17 protein-coding genes are annotated in these 18,687 nt (G+C 71.3%); 7 read left to right on the forward strand and 10 right to left on the reverse strand.

What is annotated here, in order from left to right; all coding sequences use genetic code 11:
• Positions 1-80 precede the first annotated feature (80 nt).
• Positions 81-1,268 (reverse strand): acetyl-CoA C-acetyltransferase, encoded by a 1,188-nt coding sequence (locus tag IO39_RS04270; protein WP_043616236.1) that lies wholly within the window; start codon positions 1,266-1,268, stop codon positions 81-83.
• 85 nt (positions 1,269-1,353) lie between these two features.
• Between IO39_RS04270 and mce the strand changes: the two genes are divergently transcribed.
• The 3 genes from mce (at position 1,354) to IO39_RS04285 (ending at position 4,578) form a co-directional block, all read left to right on the forward strand.
• Positions 1,354-1,797 (forward strand): methylmalonyl-CoA epimerase, encoded by a 444-nt coding sequence (gene mce, locus IO39_RS04275; RefSeq protein WP_043616239.1) that lies wholly within the window; start codon positions 1,354-1,356, stop codon positions 1,795-1,797.
• Positions 1,798-1,979: 182 nt separating this feature from the next.
• Positions 1,980-3,272, forward strand: a complete 1,293-nt coding sequence (locus IO39_RS04280) for a DivIVA domain-containing protein (RefSeq protein WP_043616242.1) — start codon at positions 1,980-1,982, stop codon at positions 3,270-3,272.
• Positions 3,273-3,408: 136 nt separating this feature from the next.
• Positions 3,409-4,578: an AI-2E family transporter gene (locus IO39_RS04285; RefSeq protein ID WP_439331468.1), complete on the forward strand. Its 1,170-nt coding sequence runs from the start codon at positions 3,409-3,411 to the stop codon at positions 4,576-4,578.
• A 28-nt stretch (positions 4,579-4,606) separates the two neighbouring features.
• Here the strand turns inward: IO39_RS04285 and IO39_RS04290 are convergent, their stop codons facing one another.
• Complete coding sequence (locus IO39_RS04290; RefSeq protein WP_281199967.1) at positions 4,607-5,365, reverse strand: alpha/beta fold hydrolase; 759 nt, start codon at positions 5,363-5,365, stop codon at positions 4,607-4,609.
• A 221-nt stretch (positions 5,366-5,586) separates the two neighbouring features.
• Here IO39_RS04290 and IO39_RS50250 point away from each other — a divergent pair, with 221 nt between their 5' ends.
• Complete coding sequence (locus IO39_RS50250) at positions 5,587-6,051, forward strand: CAP domain-containing protein (RefSeq protein WP_052422431.1); 465 nt, start codon at positions 5,587-5,589, stop codon at positions 6,049-6,051.
• 76 nt (positions 6,052-6,127) lie between these two features.
• Here the strand turns inward: IO39_RS50250 and IO39_RS04300 are convergent, their stop codons facing one another.
• The 4 genes from IO39_RS04300 to IO39_RS04315 all read right to left on the reverse strand — a co-directional run bounded on the left by IO39_RS04300 (position 6,128) and on the right by IO39_RS04315 (position 11,620).
• Positions 6,128-6,886, reverse strand: a complete 759-nt coding sequence (locus IO39_RS04300) for an SDR family NAD(P)-dependent oxidoreductase (protein WP_043616248.1) — start codon at positions 6,884-6,886, stop codon at positions 6,128-6,130.
• 168 nt (positions 6,887-7,054) lie between these two features.
• Positions 7,055-10,423 (reverse strand): LamG-like jellyroll fold domain-containing protein, encoded by a 3,369-nt coding sequence (locus tag IO39_RS04305; protein WP_245641803.1) that lies wholly within the window; start codon positions 10,421-10,423, stop codon positions 7,055-7,057.
• 190 nt (positions 10,424-10,613) lie between these two features.
• Positions 10,614-11,318, reverse strand: coding sequence for an alpha/beta hydrolase (locus tag IO39_RS04310; RefSeq protein WP_043616747.1), 705 nt, complete (start codon positions 11,316-11,318; stop codon positions 10,614-10,616).
• 11 nt (positions 11,319-11,329) lie between these two features.
• A complete protein-coding gene (locus IO39_RS04315; protein ID WP_043616250.1) occupies positions 11,330-11,620 on the reverse strand; it encodes an Rv1322 family protein in 291 nt (96 codons plus the stop codon).
• Positions 11,621-11,778: 158 nt separating this feature from the next.
• On the opposite strand from IO39_RS04315, the gene nucS reads away from it, so the two are divergent.
• From nucS to IO39_RS04330, 3 genes are all read left to right on the forward strand, one after another.
• Entirely contained in the window at positions 11,779-12,441 is a 663-nt protein-coding gene (gene nucS / locus IO39_RS04320; protein WP_043616253.1) for an endonuclease NucS, read from the forward strand.
• A 300-nt stretch (positions 12,442-12,741) separates the two neighbouring features.
• A complete protein-coding gene (locus IO39_RS04325) occupies positions 12,742-14,214 on the forward strand; it encodes an aldehyde dehydrogenase family protein (protein ID WP_043616256.1) in 1,473 nt (490 codons plus the stop codon).
• An 81-nt stretch (positions 14,215-14,295) separates the two neighbouring features.
• Positions 14,296-14,901 carry a TetR/AcrR family transcriptional regulator gene (locus IO39_RS04330; RefSeq protein ID WP_245641804.1) on the forward strand — a complete coding sequence of 202 codons (606 nt, stop codon included), beginning with the start codon at positions 14,296-14,298 and terminating at the stop codon, positions 14,899-14,901.
• Positions 14,902-15,025: 124 nt separating this feature from the next.
• Here the strand turns inward: IO39_RS04330 and IO39_RS04335 are convergent, their stop codons facing one another.
• The 4 genes from IO39_RS04335 to IO39_RS04350 form a co-directional block, all read right to left on the reverse strand.
• Complete coding sequence (locus IO39_RS04335; protein WP_043616262.1) at positions 15,026-15,343, reverse strand: STAS domain-containing protein; 318 nt, start codon at positions 15,341-15,343, stop codon at positions 15,026-15,028.
• 71 nt (positions 15,344-15,414) lie between these two features.
• Positions 15,415-16,581: a sensor histidine kinase gene (locus IO39_RS50255; RefSeq protein WP_052422432.1), complete on the reverse strand. Its 1,167-nt coding sequence runs from the start codon at positions 16,579-16,581 to the stop codon at positions 15,415-15,417.
• Positions 16,582-17,691, reverse strand: coding sequence for an ABC transporter permease (locus IO39_RS04345; protein WP_043616264.1), 1,110 nt, complete (start codon positions 17,689-17,691; stop codon positions 16,582-16,584).
• Positions 17,688-18,584: an ABC transporter ATP-binding protein gene (locus IO39_RS04350; protein ID WP_043616266.1), complete on the reverse strand. Its 897-nt coding sequence runs from the start codon at positions 18,582-18,584 to the stop codon at positions 17,688-17,690. The genes IO39_RS04345 and IO39_RS04350 overlap by 4 nt, the downstream gene beginning before the upstream one ends.
• Between the last annotated feature and the right edge of the window lie 103 nt (positions 18,585-18,687).

Genomic DNA, 18,687 nt, shown 5'->3' on the forward strand with positions numbered 1-18,687 from the left:
CCTCATGCGCAGCGCGCCCCTTCTGAGCCCCGTGGCGCCACCAGGCGACGCCATGCGCCACCCACGCCGGCCCGGTCGAGCTAAGAAGCCGGCACGGTGATGAGCAGGGCGTCCCCCTGCCCACCGCCACCACACAGCCCGGCCGCCCCGAGCCCTCCGCCGCGCCGCTTCAGCTCGTACGCCAGCGTCAGCACGATCCTGGCCCCCGACGCCCCGATCGGGTGCCCGAGGGCGATGCCGCCGCCGTTGACGTTGACCTTGTCCAGCGGGACGCCGAGCTCCTTGGCCGACTGCAGCACGACGCTCGCGAACGCCTCGTTGATCTCGATGAGGTCGAGGTCGTCGGCGGTGACGCCCTGCCGGGCCATGGCGTGCTTGATGGCGTTGGCGGGCTGGGACTGCAGGGAGGTGTCGGGGCCGGCGACGTTGCCGTGCCGGCCGATCTCGGCGAGCCAGGGCAGGCCCAGCTCCTCGGCCTTGGCCTTGGACATGACCACCACGGCGCAGGCGCCGTCGCTGATCTGGGAGGCGGAGCCGGCCGTGATCGTGCCGTCGGCGGCGAAGGCGGGGCGGAGCTTGGCGAGGGTCTCGACGGTGGTGTCGCCGCGGATGCCCTCGTCCTCCATGACGACCACGGGCTCGCCGCGGCGCTGCGGGATCTCGACCGGGACGATCTCGTCGTCGAAGGCGCCGTTCTTGGCGGCGGCGGCGGCGAGCTGGTGGGAGCGGGCCGAGAGGGCGTCCTGCTCCTCGCGGCCGATGCCGAGGCGGGCGTTGTAACGCTCGGTCGACTCGCCCATCGCGCACTGGTCGAAGGCGCAGAACAGGCCGTCGTGGGCCATCGAGTCGACGACCTGCGAGCCGCCGTACTTGACGCCCTTGCGCAGGCCGGGCAGCAGGTGGGGGGCGTTGGTCATGGACTCCATGCCGCCGGCCACGACGATGTCGAACTCGCCGGCCCTGATGAGCTGGTCGGCCAGGGCGATGGCGTCGAGGCCCGACAGGCACACCTTGTTGATGGTGACCGAGGGGACGGTCATGGGGATGCCGGCCTTGACGGCGGCCTGGCGGGAGGGGATCTGGCCGGCGCCCGCCTGGATGACCTGGCCCATGATCACGTACTCGACCGCCTCGGGGGCGACCCCGGCCCGCTCCAGCGCGGCCTTGATGGCCAGGCCGCCGAGGTCGACGGCCTGCAGGCTGGACAGTGAGCCGAGCAGCTTTCCGATGGGGGTGCGAGCTCCGGCGACGATGACGGAACTGGACATGACAACGGCCTCCTGTGCTCGCGCGTCCGCTCTTTGACACCATACCCACGAGTAGGACGTCGCTCGCCATGGAGGTAGGCCACACATGTTCATGCGGATCGACCACATCGGGATCGCCTGCCACGACCTTGAGGAGAAGATCGAGTTCTTCTCCCGGACGTTCGAGCTGACGGTCGTGGCCAGGGAGGTGAACGAGGAGCAGGGCGTCAAGGAGGCCATGCTGCACATCGCCGACGGCGCGGGCGGGGGCTCCTACATCCAGCTCCTGGAGCCGCTCTCGGAGGACTCGCCCGTGGGCAAGTTCCTGGCCAGGCGCGGCGAGGGCGTGCACCACGTGGCGTTCGGGGTGAACGACGTGGCCGACGCGATGGCCAGGATCAATGAGAAGGGCGTGCGACTGCTGGACGAGCGCCCCCGGCACGGGTCGATGAACTCGCGGATCGCGTTCCTGCACCCCAAGGACGTGGGGGGAATGCTGACGGAATTGGTCCAGGCCAGCGATTCCGGCAAACCATCACAAAACGTGTAATCCGTTCATATGTAACTAGTCACGCAGAAAGATGGACGGGGCTTCGCACGTGGCACCAGCGGAGTACGCTTGACCTTCCACCGGACACGGGGCCTGCCGAGAGGCACAGGCTCCTGGTACGGATGCCCCGAACCCCCCGTCCGGCCCGTGTAGCCGTCTCGACAACCCAGGATCGAGCCTCCATGCAGTCCGACATCGACGCCCAGCTCAACAACTTCTTCGAGGACGCCCCAGCACGCGAGTTCGACGTGGTGCTCCGCGGTTACGACCGGCACCAGGTCCACGATCACCTCAAGCAGCTCGACGGGGAGCTGCGCCAGGCCCGTGAGCAGGTCGCCAGCCTCCAGCGCGATCTGTCCGACTCCCAGCGCCAGTTGCAGGAGCAGGAGCGTCCCACCTACTCCGGCCTCGGCGCCCGCATCGAGCAGTTGCTCCGGCTGGCCGAGGAGCAGGCGACCGAGCTCGTCCAGGCCGCCAGGTCAGAGGCCAACGAGATCAAGGCCGCCGCCAAGGTCGAGGCCGCCGACCTGCGCGCCGCCGCCGAGGCCGAGGCCGCCGAGAAGCGGGCTCAGGCCGCGCGCGAGAGCGACGAGATGCGCACGACTGCCGAGCGGGAGGCCGAGGACATCCGCTCCACCGCCCGCCGCGAGGCCGACGAGCTGACCAACACCACCGAGCGCGAGGCCGCCAAGCTGCGCGCCACCGCCGACCACGAGGTGGCCGAGAAGCGCGCCGACGCCGAGCGGGAGATCGCCAAGCTCCGCACCACCACCGAGCGCGAGGTGGCGCAGCTGCGCGCCTCGACCAAGCGCGAGCGCGACGAGGTGCTGACCACCGCCAAGCGGCAGGCCGACGAGATGCGCGCGCAGGCGCAGCGGGTGCTGGAGGAGTCGGAGGCCAAGCGGGCCCAGGACGAGGCCGAGTTCGAGATCCAGCTCGCCTCCCGCCGCGAGGAGGCCGAGCGCCAGGAGGCCGAGCGCCACGCCACCGCGCAGGCCGCGACGCAGAAGCTGGTCGCCGAGGCCGAGCAGCGCGCCGCCACCGCCGAGTCGCGGGCCACGAAGGCCACCCAGCAGGCCGAGCAGACCCGCCGTGAGGCCGACCTGCACGCCAAGCAGCTCGTCGCGAACGCCCGCAAGAGCGCCGACACGATCGTGGCCGAGGCCAAGGCGAGCGCCGAGACGATCGTCACCGAGGCGAAGACCGAGGCCGAGCGCACCCGTTCGGCGATGCAGCGCCAGGTCGACGAGCTGACCCGCCAGCGCGACAGCATCACCAGCCACCTGGCCCAGCTCCGCCAGCTCCTCGGCGGCGCCGCCCTGCCGGGCATGGAGCCGGAGCCCGCGGTCACCGCGGCCCCGCCGAAGCCCGCGCTCGCCGCGCCCGCGGCCGAGCCGCCGGCCCCGCCGACGACCCCCGCGCCCAAGGTGGAGGTCAAGAAGGCCGACGACGACGCCGAGTGGTGGCAGGAGTAACGCGGGGGCCATACACGGGGGCTGAATGACGGCTGGGGAGAGCCTGGCGACCGGAAGGTCGCTAGGCTCTCTCTTTGCCGTCGGGCGAGCACGAACCGGTGCTCCCCCGTCATGCAGTGTCGCCGATCCCCCTGGAGTGTCCTTGTCCGCAGAGGTCGAGCCCGCGAGCGAGCAGGAAGAACGGCGGGCGTCCGAGCAGGCGCCGGCGCAGGCCCGGGAGCGGGCGGAGGAGCCGGGCCGGAGCAAGGACGACGCGAGCGCGCCCTACGGGCTGCCCGGCAAGCCGTTCGCCCGCGGCCCGTTCCTGTTCGGTCTGGTCGGCGGCCTGGGCGTGCTGACGGCGCTGGCGCTGGCCCAGATGATCGTGGCCTCGCTCAGCACGATCATCCTGGTCGTGGTGGCGATGTTCCTGGCCGTCGGGCTGAACCCGGCCGTCGAGGCCCTGCAGCGGCGCGGCCTGGCCAGGCGGGGCGCGATCTCGATCGTGTTCGCCGGGGTCATCGTGGCGTTCGCGCTGTTCGGGCTGGCCATCGTGCCGCCGGTCAGCAAGCAGCTCACCGAGTTCATCGACGCGGTGCCGGGCTACATCACCGAGCTGAGCAACCATCCGACGCTGCGCCAGCTCGACGCCGACTACCAGATCCTCCCGCAGCTGCGCACGTTCGTGACGAACACCCTGGGCCCGTCGCTGGCGACCGGCATCATGGGCGCGGGCCTGGTGGTGCTCAACGGCGTGTTCACCACGGTGACGCTGCTGGTGCTCATGCTGTACTTCCTGGGCTCGCTGCACACGATCAAGGACTACCTGCTCAAGCTCGTGCCGGCCTCGCGCAGGCCGCGCACGCGCGCGATCACCGAGGAGATCCTCGGCGGCATCGGCGGCTACGTGGCGGGCAACGTGCTGATCTCGGTCATCGCGGGCGTGCTGACCTGGATCTTCCTGTCGATCGTCGGGGTGCAGTACGCGCTCGCGCTCGCCCTGGTCGTGGCGCTGACGGACCTGATCCCGCTGGTGGGCGCCACGATCGGCGCGGTGCTGGTGACCTGCGTGGCCCTGCTGGAGTCGTGGCCCGCCGGGATCGCGTGCGCCATCTTCTTCGTGGTCTACCAGCAGGTCGAGAACTACTTCATCTATCCCAAGGTGATGAGGCGCTCGGTGGACGTGACGCCGGCGGTGACGGTGATCGCGGCGCTGTTCGGCGGCGCGCTGCTGGGCATCGTGGGCGCGCTGCTGGCCATCCCGGTGGCGGCGGCCATCGCGCTGATCATCCGCGAGCTCGTGCTGCCCCGCCAGGACCGCGTCTGACGACGCGGCCCCTCGCACCCCCGCGCCGCTACCGCCGGCTGCCGCCGAGCTCCGTCCTGAGGAACTCCGTCCTGAGGAACTCCGTCACCGCCGCGTTGAACGCCTCCGGCTGCTCGACCGCGCTGAGATGGCCGGCCTTGGGGATGATCTCCACCTTGCCCTCGGGCGCGGCCCGGGCCATGGCCTCGGCGTCGGCGGGCGGGGACAGCTCGTCCTCCTCGCCCACGATGATCAGCAGCGGCGCCTTGAGCCCGTTCAGCGTCTCGAAGGAGTCGGGCCGCGCGGCCATCGCCCGCTGCGCCCAGGCCACGGCCCTCGGCGGGGCCGACTGCACCAGCCCCTTGACCCTGCCGAACACCATGGCCCGCCGCTCCCTGGTGGTCGGCCCGATGAGCGCCGGCAGCACCTCGGTGACCAGCACCTCGCTGCCCGCCGACAGCACGGCCTGGGCGATGCGTTCCCTGTTCTCCCTGGCCGGGGGCGGGTCCGGGGCGGCCTTGGTGTCGGCCAGGATCACGCCGAGCATCCGGTCGGCGTGCCGGCGGCAGAAGGCCATGGCGACGTAGCCGCCCATCGACAACCCGCCGATCACCGCCCTGTCGATGCCCTCCTCGTCGAGCAGCCTGGCGACGTCGTCGGCCATCAGGTCGAGCGACGGCTCGTCCTCGCCCAGCCGCGACCCGCCGAAGCCGCGCAGGTCGGGAGTGATGACCCGGCAAACCTTGGCCAGTTCTTCCCGCTGGGCCAGCCACATGGCCGACGACAGCGGGAACGCGTGAAGCAGCACAACCGGGATCCCGGTCCCGGCAGATCTCCTGTAGAGCTGCACGGACCACACGGTAGCCCGGTTCACGACGACAATCACTCAATGTCGCATGCCGATATTCGGAAAGAGGCCCGACTTGCCCGATAAAAGCCGCACTTCGCTCATGTCCGCCACAAATCTGACATTGCCTGATGACTCATTCCCGCGCACAATCCAGGCACGACCACCCCGAGGTGACAGGCATGCCGCAGACCCGTCCCGTGCTTCCCGACGCCACCAACGCCGAGTTCCTCCTCCAGGCGCTGCGTGAGGTGAACGAGCGCCGCGCCGCGCACCACGTCCCGCCGCTGGCCATGGACCCGCTGCTGGTGGAGTACGCCAGGGCCAGGGCCGCCGCGCTCTCCGGCGGCGCCGGGCACGAGGACGGGCGCGCGGGCACCGGTGAGAACGTCTTCCACGGCGCGGGCGCGGACATGAGCACCGCCGCCGACGCGGTGGCCGCCTGGTACGCCGAATCCGCCGCCCACGACTGGAACGATCCGCGCCCCAGCCCCTTCAGCGCGCTCGTCTGGAAGGCCACCACGGCCATGGGCGCCGCCCGCGTGGCGGGCCAGGGCGCTGCCGGGCACGAGACGTGGATCGTCTTCGTGTTCGAGCCGCCCGGCAACGTCGCGGGCGAGTTCCAGGAGAACGTCCCGCGTCCCTGAAACCCCGCGTCCCTGAAACCTTACGCTCCTGAAACCACGTGCCCCTGAACTACGTGCCCCTGGATCAACGCACCCGTCACATCGCGGTGGCGCCGCCGTCCACGAAGAGCACCTGTCCCGTCATGTACGCCGAGGCCGCGCTGGCCAGGAACACCGCCGGCTGCGCCATCTCCTCGACGCTCCCCCAGCGCCGCATGGGCACGGTCGCCACCGTGGCCGCGTTCGACGCCTCGTCCTCCCAGAGGTTGCGGTTGAGGTCGGTGGCCGTCCAGCCGGGGCACAGGGCGTTGACCCGCACGCCGGCCGCCGCCCACTCCACGGCCAGGGTCTTGGTCAGCGCCACCACGCCGGCCTTGGCGGCGGCGTAGGGGGCCAGCAGCGGCGCGCCGAGCGCCGCCACGGAGGCGACGTTGATCACCACGCCCTCGCCCCGGCCGAGCAGGTGCGGGGCGACCGCGTGGCAGACGGCCATGGCGGAGTCGAGGTTGAGCCGCATCAGCTTGTCCCAGCCCGACAGCCGCAGGTCCTTGAACGGGACCAGGAAGTTCGACCCGCCCGCGTTGTTGACCACGATGTCGAGGTGGCCGAGCCCGTCGATCGCCGCCGCGACCGAGGAGGCGGCCGCCTCGCGGTCGGTGAGGTCGGCGGGGATGACGAGCGCGCGCCGCCCCAGGGCCTCGACCTCCTTGGCCACCTCGGCCAACGCCCCGGCCGAGCGGGACACGAGCGCCACGTCGGCCCCCGCCTCCGCGTACGCGAGCGCGATGGCCCGCCCGATCCCCTTCGACGCCCCCGTGACCAGGGCCTGCTTCCCGCTGAGATCAAACGCGCCCACGCTGCCTCCTCCTGAAAACCGAACAAGATTCTATGGAGGTAGGCCCGGGAACACCAGTGGCCCGGGAACACCAGTGGCCCGCCCCGAACTGCCAGGAGCCCGGTCCCCGGCGAACCCCCGCGAACCGGGCAGCGGGCGCGGGGCCACGAAGGCCCCGCGCCCGGGGAGCTACTGGGCGGCGAGCTGTGCGATCTGCTCGGCGCTCAGCACCCCGTCGTAGGTCCGGACGTCGTCCACCGTCCCCGGCCAGTGGCCGGTGAAGACGCCCGCCGCCTTGGTCCGCCCCAGCTGCAGCGGCCCGGTGGCGTTCCACGTGCTCACATGGCTGGTGACCGTGGTGGTGGACAGCCGCCCGTTGACGTAGATGCGCAGCTCACCGGCGAGCGGGTCGTAGACGCCGGCGAGGTGGGTCCACTCCAGCGGGTTGGGGATGGCGTCGGAGCGGGTCCGTACGAGGGCGGCGGCGTCGGTGTCGGCGGCGGCCATGCCGAGCGCCCAGCGCCCCCGCTCCTTCTCGAACCCGAGCTGGAAGCCCGCGGCCCGCCCGCCCGGCTGCGCCACGATCGCCGTGTCGCGGGTGGGCAGGTAGTCGAGCTGGGTCCAGGCGGCGACGGTGAAGCCGGTCCTGGTGTTGACGGCCGGGGCGCCCGCCTGGGCGTGGCCGTCCACGCCGTCCAGGGCGAGCGCCCCGTCCAGCCAGCCCGACGTCCACGAGGCGGCTCCGGACAGCGTCGCGGCGGTCGCCCGGCCCGAGGAGTCGGCCGCCGCGGAGCCGGATTCCTCATCCAGCTTCCAGTGGCCCACCAGCGTGGCAGCGCTGTTGACCAGTTCGGCGATCTCGTCGGCGAACATCGCGCGGCCGTAGGCGCGCACGTCGTCGACGTCTCCGGGCCAGTGGTCCGAAGCCGCCCCGCCGACCTTCCCTCGGCCGATCGTCAGGGGGCCCGTGGCGTTCCAGGGTGTGGTGACGGCGGTGGTGCCCTCCGGGCGGCCGTTCACGTAGAGCGTGATCTGGCCCGCCGCCGAGTCGTAGACGCCGGCCAGGTGGGTCCATTCGTTCAGCCTCGGGGCGGCGGCCGACAGGGCCCGCGCGACCGGGGCGGCGTCGGTGTCCGCGCCGGGCACGGTCAGCGCCCAGCGGTCGGCGTCCTTGGCGTACTGCAGGGCGAACCCGCCCCTCCTGGCGCCCTCCTGGGTGACGGCCGTCGCGGTGGCGGCCGTGCCGGTCAGGCGGGCCCAGGCGGTGACGGTGTAGTTGCGGCCGGTGTCGAGGACCGGACCGGCGGTCTGGGCGTGGGCGTTCGCGAGCCTGAGCGCGGTGCCGGTCTTGCCGGCGGTCCAGGTGGCGCCGTGCAGGGTGGCCGGGTGGGCGCCCGTGGCGTCGGCGGCCACCGTGCCCTGGCCGTCGTCCAGCGTCCAGTGACCGCTGGGGCCCCGGCCCGCGTTGACGTTGAAGACGTAGGTGCGGATGGGGCCGAACTGGCCGGCGTGGTCCTTGCTCCGCACCGCCAGGACGTTCGGGCCGTCGTGGCGCGGCGTCAGCGTGATCGTGGCGGCGCCGTCCTGGCCCGCGGCGACCTCGGTCTTCGGGGTGGAGTCCAGGCCCCACAGGTAGGAGGCGACGTCGGGGACGCCGTTCGGGCCGAACGTGAACGTGCCGGGCAGCCCGACGCCGTCGCTCCAGGCGTTCTCGGTGTACTGGGGCGAGGAGACCGCGGGCTCCCTGCCGGGGGCGGTGGCGTCCACGGTGGCCTCGCACCAGGGGCTCCAGGCGCTGCTGGCCTTGCCGTCCTCGGCCCGCACGCGCCAGCGGATCAGCGCGCCGTCGGCGTACAGGGCCTGCGGGACGGTCGCGGAGAAGGCGGTGCCGGAGGAGCCGAGCGGGGTGACGTACTCGCCGGTCTTCGTGCCGGCGGCGTCGTACCACTCGAAGCGGCCCTTGACCGAGTTGTCGGCGTCCTTCAGCTTGGCCCACACGCGGGGCGCGGGGGTGCTGATGATCGGCCGGTCGTCGCCGGAGACGCAGGGGCCGCCCGGGTCGGACCACGTGTCGGCCGCCACGGGGGCGGACGGCAGCGAGTTGTACTCGATGACCAGGCTCGGGTTGTTCTTGAACTTCTTCCAGGCGTAGACGTCGGTCTCGCTGGTGGCGCGCAGGCCGATGGTGGCCTGGGTCCACTTCTTGGCGGCGGCGTCGGCGATCCAGGACGTGACGTCGAACTCCACCCCGCCGGGTAGGCAGTTCGCGCCCCACCCCTTGGCGACGTTCTTGGTGTCGAGCAGCCTGCTCCACGACGGCTGCTTGTTCCAGGTGGTGGTCTTGGAGACCGCGCCGGTCCCCCACGCCTCCACCTTGCGGGCGCTGCACGAGTAGGACCACGTCTCGTACGTGCGCAGCGTCGCCTTGATGATCTGCTTGCCGTGGATGGTCGAGCCCGTGGCCATGTTGAAGAAGGAGCGGTTCTTCTGCGACTCGACGTGGCCCACCCGGGCGACGTCGCTGGAGTTGAGGTAGTTGGAGTTGGGCCAGTTGCTCCAGACCGCCGTCCACGAGCCGCGCGCGGCCGAGAAGTACGGGTCCAGGTAGACGGGGAACTTCGTGCCCGGGTCGGTCATCATCCTGCGGTCCGGCCGCAGCCGCAGCTTCCTGCCCGTCAGCTCCACGCCCATGGTGGCCTCGCGGGCCTCGGGCGAGCGGCCCTCCTTGAGCGCCCGCGGGCTCGTCATGCCCTCGGAGTCCCACATCTTCGGGGTGGGCGCGATGAAGATCGTGCCGTCGTTCTCGTCGGTGGCCTCGATGTTGCCGGCCCTGTCCGACGCCAGGGTCAGGCCCTTGACCGACAGCGGGAAGGTCAGCTCGGTCAGGCCCGCGGCGGCCGCCCGCGACTTGACGACCAGGAGGTGGGAGAAGCCGTCCACGTCGGCGGTGACCTGGAGGTCCACGCCGGGCATGACCTCGGGGTAGGTGGCGGTGTCACCGCTCAGGGTGGGTGTGGGCAGCGGGCCGGGCCAGCCGAGCTCCATGGTCTTGGCCCCGCGGGCCAGGCGGGCGAGCGGGGCGCTGCCGCCGCCGGAGAAGGTCAGGCCGACCGCGGCGGACACGGGCTCGATCGCGCCGTCGGGGCGCAGGCGGAGCGTGGTGTCCACGGGGACCCAGCGGTCGTCCTGGCGCACGCGTACGGGGCGGACGTTCAGCTCCATGGACAGCGTGCCGTCGGGCCGTGCGAAGACCGTGCGGGTCTCGGTGCGCATGGACTCGATCTCGACCGGGCTGCCGGAGCCGCGCGCCTGCGCGACCGCCGCCTGCTCCGTGCCCATCTGCCCCGTGCCCGCCTGCCCCGTGCCCGCCTGCCCCGTGCCCGCCTGCTCCGTGCCCGGCGGCTTCCCCACGGGCTGCCCGGCGGGCCGGTCGGCCGTGCCGGGCGGCCGGGCCGCCGGGCCGGAAGTCTCTGCGGCCACCGGCGGAACGACCGCCAGTGCCGTGATGGATGTGGTGATGGATAACGCCGCCGCGACCAGTCCGTGCACTACCCGCATACATCCTCGCCCATGCTGAGCAGGGGTTACGCCCGGGACGCGAACCGCCCGGCGTCGCCACGATCTTCGGTTGACGATCGGATTCTCACTCTGGGCGGCGGTCGCGGTCCATAGTTCTGGTCATTCTGCTCAGAGGTTTCTTACCGGCCGAGAATCCGGCCGAGACCGCCCGGCAAGCTGCGAAGGCGCCTCAGACCTCCGTGGGCAGCGGCCAGGCGGCCGGGTTGACCCGCTTGACGATCTCGTCCAGCACGATCCGGACGTACGGCTCCCCCACCCACAGGTGCTTGGCCCCGTCGACCCCGATCACCTCGGCCTGCGGCACCCGGGCGAACCGCGCGCGGGCCTCCTCCGGCCGCAGGTAGTCGTCGAACTCCGGCACCAGGGCCGTCAGCGGCCGGCCGAAGCGCGCCCAGGCGTCCAGGTCGTCGTCGGTGGCCCTGTGCAGCGGCGGCGACAGCAGGATCGCGCCCTCGACCAGCGGGTCGTGCGCCCACTTCAGCGCCAGCTCGGTGCCGAACGACCAGCCGACCACCCACACCCGCGGCAGGTCGTGGAACTCGGCGTATTCCAGCGCCGCCGCCACGTCGAACCGCTCGCCCTCGCCCCCGTCGAACGAGCCGCCGGAGGTGCCGCGCTCGGAGGAGGTGCCGCGGGTGTTGAAGCGCAGCACGGCCAGGTCGGCGAGCGCGGGCAGCCGGTTGGCGGCCTTCTTGTAGACGTGGCTGTCCATGAACCCGCCGTGCGTGGGCAGCGGGTGCAGCGTCACCAGCGTCGCCACGGGCGGCCGGTCGGGGGGCAGGGCCAGCTCGCCGACCAGGGTCAGGCCGTCGGCCGTGTGCAGCTCGATCGGCTCCCGCCGGGCGGGCAGCACCGTCGCCGCGCGAATCTCCACCATCGTTCCCTTCAGTAACGGGTGCGGCCGGGGCCGCGGTCGAGTCTCTTACGCCAGCAGACCTGATGCCAGTGGCGGCGCTCCTCGTCGCCGCCGGGCCAGTTGGGCCAGGCCACGAGGTGCGGCACGCCGCTGCGGATCTCCTGGTCGCAGCCGGGGCACCGGTAGTTCTTGGCCGAGGAGGAGCCGGTGAGCATGCGCACCTTCCACTCGCCGTCGGGCCACTCCTCCACCTTGTCCAGGCCGGTCGGGAAGCCGAAGGGACGGGAGGACTCCCTGCGGCGGGCACGGCGGGGGCTCATCGGCGATGGAGCTCCGCGGCCGGCCCGGCCCCGGGCCGGCGCCACCCCGCCCGCACCCGTATTCCGGCGATTCCGGCACACATCGCACCGGGGCCGACCACTCCCACCCGTTCAAACGCCATGCGTCCAGTTTTCCAGAGGCACTAAGGTGGACGGTCATGCGGCTGGTCATCGCGCGCTGCAGCGTGGATTACATCGGACGGCTCACGGCTCACCTGCCGATGGCGCCAAGGCTCGTGCTCATCAAGGCGGACGGCAGCGTGAGCATTCACGCCGACGACCGCGCCTTCAAGCCGCTCAACTGGATGAACCCGCCGTGCAAGCTCAAAGAGGACGGCGAGACCTGGACGGTCACCCACGGCAAGACCGGCGAGAAGCTGGTCCTGACCATGGAGGAGATCCTGCACGACTCCAGCCACGAGCTGGGGGTCGACCCGGGGCTGATCAAGGACGGCGTGGAGGCCCACCTCCAGGAGCTGCTCGCCGAGCACATCACGACGCTGGGCGAGGGCTATTCGCTGATCCGGCGCGAATACATGACGGCGATCGGGCCGGTGGACATCCTGTGCAGGGACGCGGCCGGGGCGACCGTGGCGGTGGAGATCAAGCGCCGGGGGGAGATCGACGGCGTCGAGCAGCTCACGCGCTACCTGGAGCTGCTCAACCGCGACCCGCTGATCGCGCCGGTGCGCGGGGTGTTCGCGGCGCAGGAGATCAAGCCGCAGGCGCGCGTGCTCGCCACCGACCGCGGCATCGACTGCGTGACCCTCGACTACGACGCCCTGCGCGGCATCGAACCCGAGAACCCGACTCTCTTCTGATGCTTTACGGCACAGCCGTGGCCTGCCACCCGCCGCACTCCGGCTGAGGGCCCTCCAGGGAAACGGCCTCTGACCCTTCAGTGGTGACTCGCCGCTACGAAGCGTCTCCTGGGCCCCCTAAGTGGTCTTCCGGGGCCCTGGGAGACGTCAGGCCGGCGCCCTGCCCGCCTACCTCGCGGTCCGGGTCGGCCTGTCTGTCTTCAGGGCCCTGGGAGGCGTCAGGGGCTTCCAGGGCGCCATGACGGCCGTGATGGCCATGGGAAGGTAGTAAGCGGGGCCTTACCGGATTATCGTGACGCCATGACGACGCTGACGTTCGACTCACTCAATCCGGCGACCGGCGAGATCGTCGGCAGTCACCCCAAGCACACCGCCGACGCCGTCCACGAGGCGGTGGGCCGGGCGGAGGAGGCCGCCGCGTGGTGGGCCGGGCTGGGCCACGCGGAGCGCAGGCGGCGGCTGCTCGACTACAAGGCGGTGGTCACCCGGCATCTCCGGGAGCTGGCCGACCTCGTCCACAAGGAGACGGGCAAGCCGGTGGCCGACGCCATGCTGGAGCTGGTCCTGACCGTCACGCACCTCGACTGGGCCGCCCGCAACGCGCAGAAGGTGCTCGGCCGCCGCCGCGTCTCCACCGGCATGATCGGCCTCAACCTGGCGGCCACGCTGGAATACCTCCCCCTCGGCGTCGTCGGCGTCATCGGCCCGTGGAACTACCCGGTCTTCACCCCCATGGGCTCCATCGGCTACGCCCTGGCGGCCGGCAACGCGGTGGTGTTCAAGCCCAGCGAGCTGACGCCCGGGGTCGGGGTGCGGCTGGCCGAGCTGTTCACGGAGTCGGTGCCGGAGCAGCCGGTGTTCCAGACCGTCACGGGCCTGGGCGAGACCGGCGCGGCGCTGGCCGCCGACCCCCGGGTACGGAAGATCGCCTTCACCGGCTCCACCGCCACGGCCAAGCGCGTCATGGCGGCCTGCGCCGAGAACCTCACGCCGATCGTGGCCGAGTGCGGGGGCAAGGACGCGTTCATCGTGGACGCCGACGCCGACCTCCGGGCCGCCGCCGACGCCTGCCTGTGGGGCGCCATGTCCAACTCCGGGCAGACCTGCGTGGGCGTCGAACGGGTCTACGTCGTGGACGCCGTCTATGAAAGTTTCATGCGGGAGCTGTCCGAGCGGGTGGCGAAGGTGAAGGCCGGCGAGGACTACGGGCCGATCACCATGCCCGGTCAGGTGGAGATCATCAAGCGGCACATCGACGACGCCACCAAGGCGGGCCGGACGGTGGCCGGCGGCCCCGGCTCGGTGCGGGCGCCGTACGTGGACCCGGTGATCGTCGAGGACGTGCCGGAGGACTCCCCCGCGGTGCGCGAGGAGACGTTCGGCCCCACCGTCACGGTGCGCCGCACCCGGGACGCGCAGGAGGCGTTGGAGCTGGCCAACGCGTCGGCGTACGGGCTGGGCGGCACGGTTTTCAGCCGGAACGCGCGCCGCGCGGCGGAGCTGGCGCGGCTGATGCGCAGCGGAATGACGGCGATCAACTCGGTCATCTCCTTCGCCGGAGTGCCCGCGCTGCCCTTCGGCGGGGTCGGCGATTCGGGGTTCGGCAGGATCCACGGAGCCGACGGGCTGCGCGAGTTCACCCGGCCGAAAGCCGTCTCCCGGCAGCGCTTCGCGATGCCCGGGATGAACCTCACCTCGTTCAACCGGGGCCCCGCGGAACTTGAGCGACTGGTCAGGCTCGTCACCTTCTTGCACGGCCGACGTAAAAGATAATCTTCTTACCCTTTCCCTAAACCGATCATCCGTCCATAATTGTGTGCTCTGGGGGCCACGATCATGTTGGACGGGTGGAATGTGAACCGGTCTTACCGGGGAATGACGGCTGAGCAAAGGCTGGCGGACAGGCGCGAGCGGCTGATGACGGCCGCGTACTCGCTATACGCGAAGCCGGGTTTCACGGCGACGACCATCGAAAGGCTGTGCTCGGAGGCCCGGATCTCCAACCGGGCCTTCTACGAATGTTTCGGCGGCCGGGAGGAGCTCCTCCAGGCGTTACACGAGCGCTGCGTGGAGGAAAGCCTGGCCGTCGTGGCCAAGGCGTTACAGGAGGCGCCGAACACGCTTGAGGGCAGGGTCCAGGCCGGGATTCGCGCCTATATCGAATTCACCACGGCCGACTGGCGGCGGGCCCGCATCATGCACGTCGAGGTCCGCAGATCAGGCGACGTCCTGACGCTCTCGCGCCAGCGGGCGGTGGACGCCTTCGCCCGGCTGGTGGAGGAGGCCTCCGCCGATTTCCCGCTGTCCCCCGAGCTGAATCGGCGGCTGGTGGCGCTGGGCGTGATAGGGGCGTTGCAGGAGTTGCTCATCGAATGGCTGCTCTCCGAAGAGCGGCTGGAGATCGAGGAACTCGTCGCCGTCGCCGTCCACATCTTCAACCGCAGCCTCGGCACCGCCTGACCGCGATATCCACCGGCCATTCATCGTGGCTTTACCAGCTTCCACGGACAACCGAAATCTACATTTTGTCTGAGTAACGAAAGAGCGGGCGACGGCTGATCGTCGCCCGCTCCGATATGTCACATCAGGCCACCGCGGCCGTCGGCGCCTCGACGTTCAGGATCCGATTCAGCCGGGTCACCGCGAGTATCCGCATGATCCGCGGTGGCACCCCCCGAAGAACGAGGCGGCGTTGCTCGCTCAGCGCGCGCCGATGCGCCCCCACGAGCACCCCGAGCCCGGTCGCGTCGATCATCTCCAGCTTGGAGAGATCGAGGATGAGGTCGCCCTCGCCGGAGTCGAGCGCCCGGTGCAGCCGCTCGCGCACTCCGGCCGACGTGCCGGCGTCGAGCCGGGCGCCGATCCGCACCACCTGGGACCCCGGATTGCCCCGGACGCGCATGCCACCTCCTCAGTCGCGGTCGTCATGCCCCGCGCGACGTGCCCCGCCGAGCCGAACCCCGCCGTACTCTCCTACCCATCCTGCGCCAATGACACGACAGCGGTGAGCAGGAAGCGCCCGTCGCCCGCCGGACCGGCCGTCATCCTGCCGCCCACGGCGGCCAGCCGCTCCCTCATGCCCGTCAGGCCGCTGCCCAGGTCGACGGCCTGCCGGCGGGCCACGCCGTCGTTGCGCACGCTCAGCTCCGCCTCGTGGTCGAGCAGCCGGATGGTGATCTCGCAGAACGTCGCGGTGCTGTGCTTGAGCACGTTGGTCACCGCCTCGCGCACGGCGTAGGCGAACACCGGCGCCACCGTGCCGGGCGGCTCGCGGTGGGGCAGGCGCACCTCGCAGCGGACCCCTGCCGCTTCGAGCACACCTTTCACGCTATTCAGCTCGGCGGTCAAGTCAAGCTCGCGGTAGCCACGCACGGCCTGCCGCAGGTCCTTCAGCGCCTTCCTGGTGAGCTGGTTCACCTCGGCCATCTCGGATCTGGCCGATCCCGCGTCCACGTCCGACAGCCGTACGGCCAGCTCGGTCTTGACCGCGATGGCGGAGAGCTGGTGCCCCACGAGGTCGTGCAGGTCCCTGGCCAGGCGCAGCCGCTCCTCGGTCAGCGCCAGCCGCGTGTGCGCCTCCCGGCCCTGGTGCGCCTCCACGGCCAGCGCCCAGATCCAGACCCAGATCCGGTTGGACACGAGCTGGGCCGAGCAGAACACCCCGTAGAACAGCAGGCTCAAACCCAGCAGGCCGTCCGGCGGGAGGTCGAGCTCCATGGCGAACAGGCTGAGCCCCGGCACCAGGACGTACAGCGCGACACCGGCCGCCCAGGCGCCCGCCCCGATCAGATACGCCCTGCGCCACGGCATCTGCAGCGTCGCGATGGACACCCAGCACACGATGGCCCAGCCGAAGCCGATCGCGTCGGCCCCGCCCAGACCCGCGGTGACCAAGGCGAGGACCGCCGCCACCACCACCTGCCGGGTGGGATAGCGACGGTCCAGCACGGCCGAGACGATGCGCAGGGAGAGCCAGGTGAAACCGGCCGCGGCGGCCAGCGCGGGCGCGACCCGCCACCAGTCGACCGGCCCGTTCCGCAGCGCGACGCCGATCGTGGTCGCGATCAGCGTCCACAGAGCGACGAACCCCGAGACCAGGACCAGCCAGGTGATGCGCCGCGCCCGCTCGATCTCGTTCATCTACCGGGCACGCAGCACTTCGCCGAACTTCAGCCGCGCCCCCGTGCGCAGCACCGCCCGCTCGTAGACCGTGGAGCCGAGCTTCAGCACCACCAGCACCGCCACCACCATCGCCGCCATGGAGGCTCCCACCTGCCACAGCGGCACCTCGGTCGCGGCCATCCGGACCGGCATGACCATGGAGGAGAACGGCGGCACGTACGACAGCACCGTGGCCAGCGTGCCCGTCGGGTCGTTGGTGACGTAGAAGGACACGAAGTACGTGGCCATGATCATCATGGTGAGCGGCGTCAGCACGCTGTTGACCTCCTCCTGGCGGGAGACCAGCGAGGCGAAGGCCGCCGACAGCGTGGCGAAGAAGGCATAGCCGAGCACGAACCACAGCAGCACCGCGATGACCAGCGTCGCGATCCCCGGCGGGAAGTCCGCGGCCAGCCCGGAGAACGACGCGGCGGCGAGCCCGACCACCAGGATCGTGACGAGGTTGATCAGGCCGAGCACGCCCAGCCCGAGGATCTTGCCGCCGAGGAGCTGCCACGGCCGCACGGAGGAGAGCAGGATCTCCACGATCCGGCTGCCCTTCTCCTCGACCACGCCCATGGCCACCATCACGATCTGCCCCATGAGCAGCATGAACAGCACGAGGACGAGCACGGTCGCGATGCCCGTGCGGGCGGCCTCGTAACGGGTGTCGGCCCCCACGGAGACCATCTCCAGCGGCGGGATCGACACGCCCGCCGCGCCCAGCCTGACCTCCCGGTTGACGCTCTGCAGCAGCACCCCGAGCTCGGTGTCGATCTCCCCGTCCGTGAGCACCTTGCTGCCGTTGACCAGCGCCGCGTCCAGGTCGCCCGCGAGCACGGCCTGCTTGGCCGCCGCCTCGTCGGCGAAGGTGCGCCACTCGAACTCGATGTCCGGCGCCGCGGTGTGCAGCGGGAGCTGCTGGGAGTTGACCACGCCGATGGTGTACGAGTCGCCGCCGCCCATGATCTTCGGCAGGAACGACACCGCCGCCACCAGCGCCGCCGTGATGAGCAGGCCGATCACGAACGCCCTGGTCCGCACCTGCGTGGTGATCTCCCGGCGGGCGATCAGCATCAGTCCGTTCACGCCACGGCCTCCTTGAAGATCTCGGTGAGGGTCGGCTGCTCGACGCCGAAGTGCTCGACGTGGCCGGCCTTGACGGCGCGGCGCAGGATCTCCTGGTCGTCGCCGCCCGTCGTACGCAGGATGTGCCGGTCGCCCTGCACGGTCACCGTGCCGGGCAGGCCGTCGGCCCAGCCGGGAGCCGCGTCGCGGACGACCACGCGCAGCGCGTTGCCCTCGGCGGCACGCAGCTCCGCCACCGTGCCGGTGGCCACCATGCGCCCGCCGGAGACGATGCCCACCGCGTCGCACAGCCGCTCGACGAGTTCGAGCTGATGACTGGAGAAGATCACCGGCACGCCGCTCCTGCACCGCTCCTGCAGCGCCGAGGCCAGCGCGTCCACCGCGATCGGGTCGAGGCCGGAGAACGGCTCGTCGAGGATCAGCACCTCGGGGTCGTGCACCAGCGCCACGGCGAGCTGCACGCGCTGCTGGTTGCCCAGCGACAGCGCCTGCACCGCGTCGCCCCTGCGCTGGGTCAGCCCGAGCTGCTCCAGCAGGTCGTCGGTGGCCTTCCTGGCGGCCTGCGGGCTCAGGCCGTGCAGCCGGCCGAAGTACTCGATCTGCTCGGCGACCCGCATCTTCTGGTACAGGCCGCGCTCCTCGGGCATGTACCCGAACCGCTGCCGGGCGTCGTAGCCGAGCGGCCCGCCCTGCCAGCTCACCGTGCCGGAGTCGGCCTGGAGCACGCCCATCACGATGCGCATCGTCGTGGTCTTGCCGGCGCCGTTCGCGCCGACGAAACCGTACATCTCACCCGGACGTACGGTGAAGCTGATCCCGTCCAGGGCGACCTTGCCGCCAGGGGCGTCGGGGCCGCCCGCGAAACGCTTGCGCAGCTCGTTGATCTCGAGCATCAGGTCATCTCCTTCGTCATGCCTCATATAGTGCCGTTGGTACTGTTCGCCCAGGTAGTCGGAGAAATCACCGGGCCGACATGGATCCCGCGTGCGATCGGGA

The sequence above is a fragment of the Nonomuraea candida genome (assembly GCF_000725485.1).
Lineage (GTDB): Bacteria > Actinomycetota > Actinomycetes > Streptosporangiales > Streptosporangiaceae > Nonomuraea > Nonomuraea candida.

Bases quoted from the DNA above. Each gene is read 5' to 3' on its own strand.
- IO39_RS50255 (WP_052422432.1), bottom strand. From the start codon at position 16,581: ATGAACGAGATCGAGCGGGCGCGGCGCATCACCTGGCTGGTCCTGGTC.
- IO39_RS04315 (WP_043616250.1), bottom strand. From the start codon at position 11,620: ATGAGCCCCCGCCGTGCCCGCCGCAGGGAGTCCTCCCGTCCCTTCGGC.
- IO39_RS04350 (WP_043616266.1), bottom strand. From the start codon at position 18,584: ATGCTCGAGATCAACGAGCTGCGCAAGCGTTTCGCGGGCGGCCCCGAC.
- mce (WP_043616239.1), top strand. From the start codon at position 1,354: ATGTTCATGCGGATCGACCACATCGGGATCGCCTGCCACGACCTTGAG.
- nucS (WP_043616253.1), top strand. From the start codon at position 11,779: ATGCGGCTGGTCATCGCGCGCTGCAGCGTGGATTACATCGGACGGCTC.
- IO39_RS04325 (WP_043616256.1), top strand. From the start codon at position 12,742: ATGACGACGCTGACGTTCGACTCACTCAATCCGGCGACCGGCGAGATC.
- IO39_RS04280 (WP_043616242.1), top strand. From the start codon at position 1,980: ATGCAGTCCGACATCGACGCCCAGCTCAACAACTTCTTCGAGGACGCC.
- IO39_RS04335 (WP_043616262.1), bottom strand. From the start codon at position 15,343: ATGCGCGTCCGGGGCAATCCGGGGTCCCAGGTGGTGCGGATCGGCGCC.
- IO39_RS50250 (WP_052422431.1), top strand. From the start codon at position 5,587: ATGCCGCAGACCCGTCCCGTGCTTCCCGACGCCACCAACGCCGAGTTC.
- IO39_RS04305 (WP_245641803.1), bottom strand. From the start codon at position 10,423: ATGCGGGTAGTGCACGGACTGGTCGCGGCGGCGTTATCCATCACCACA.
- IO39_RS04270 (WP_043616236.1), bottom strand. From the start codon at position 1,268: ATGTCCAGTTCCGTCATCGTCGCCGGAGCTCGCACCCCCATCGGAAAG.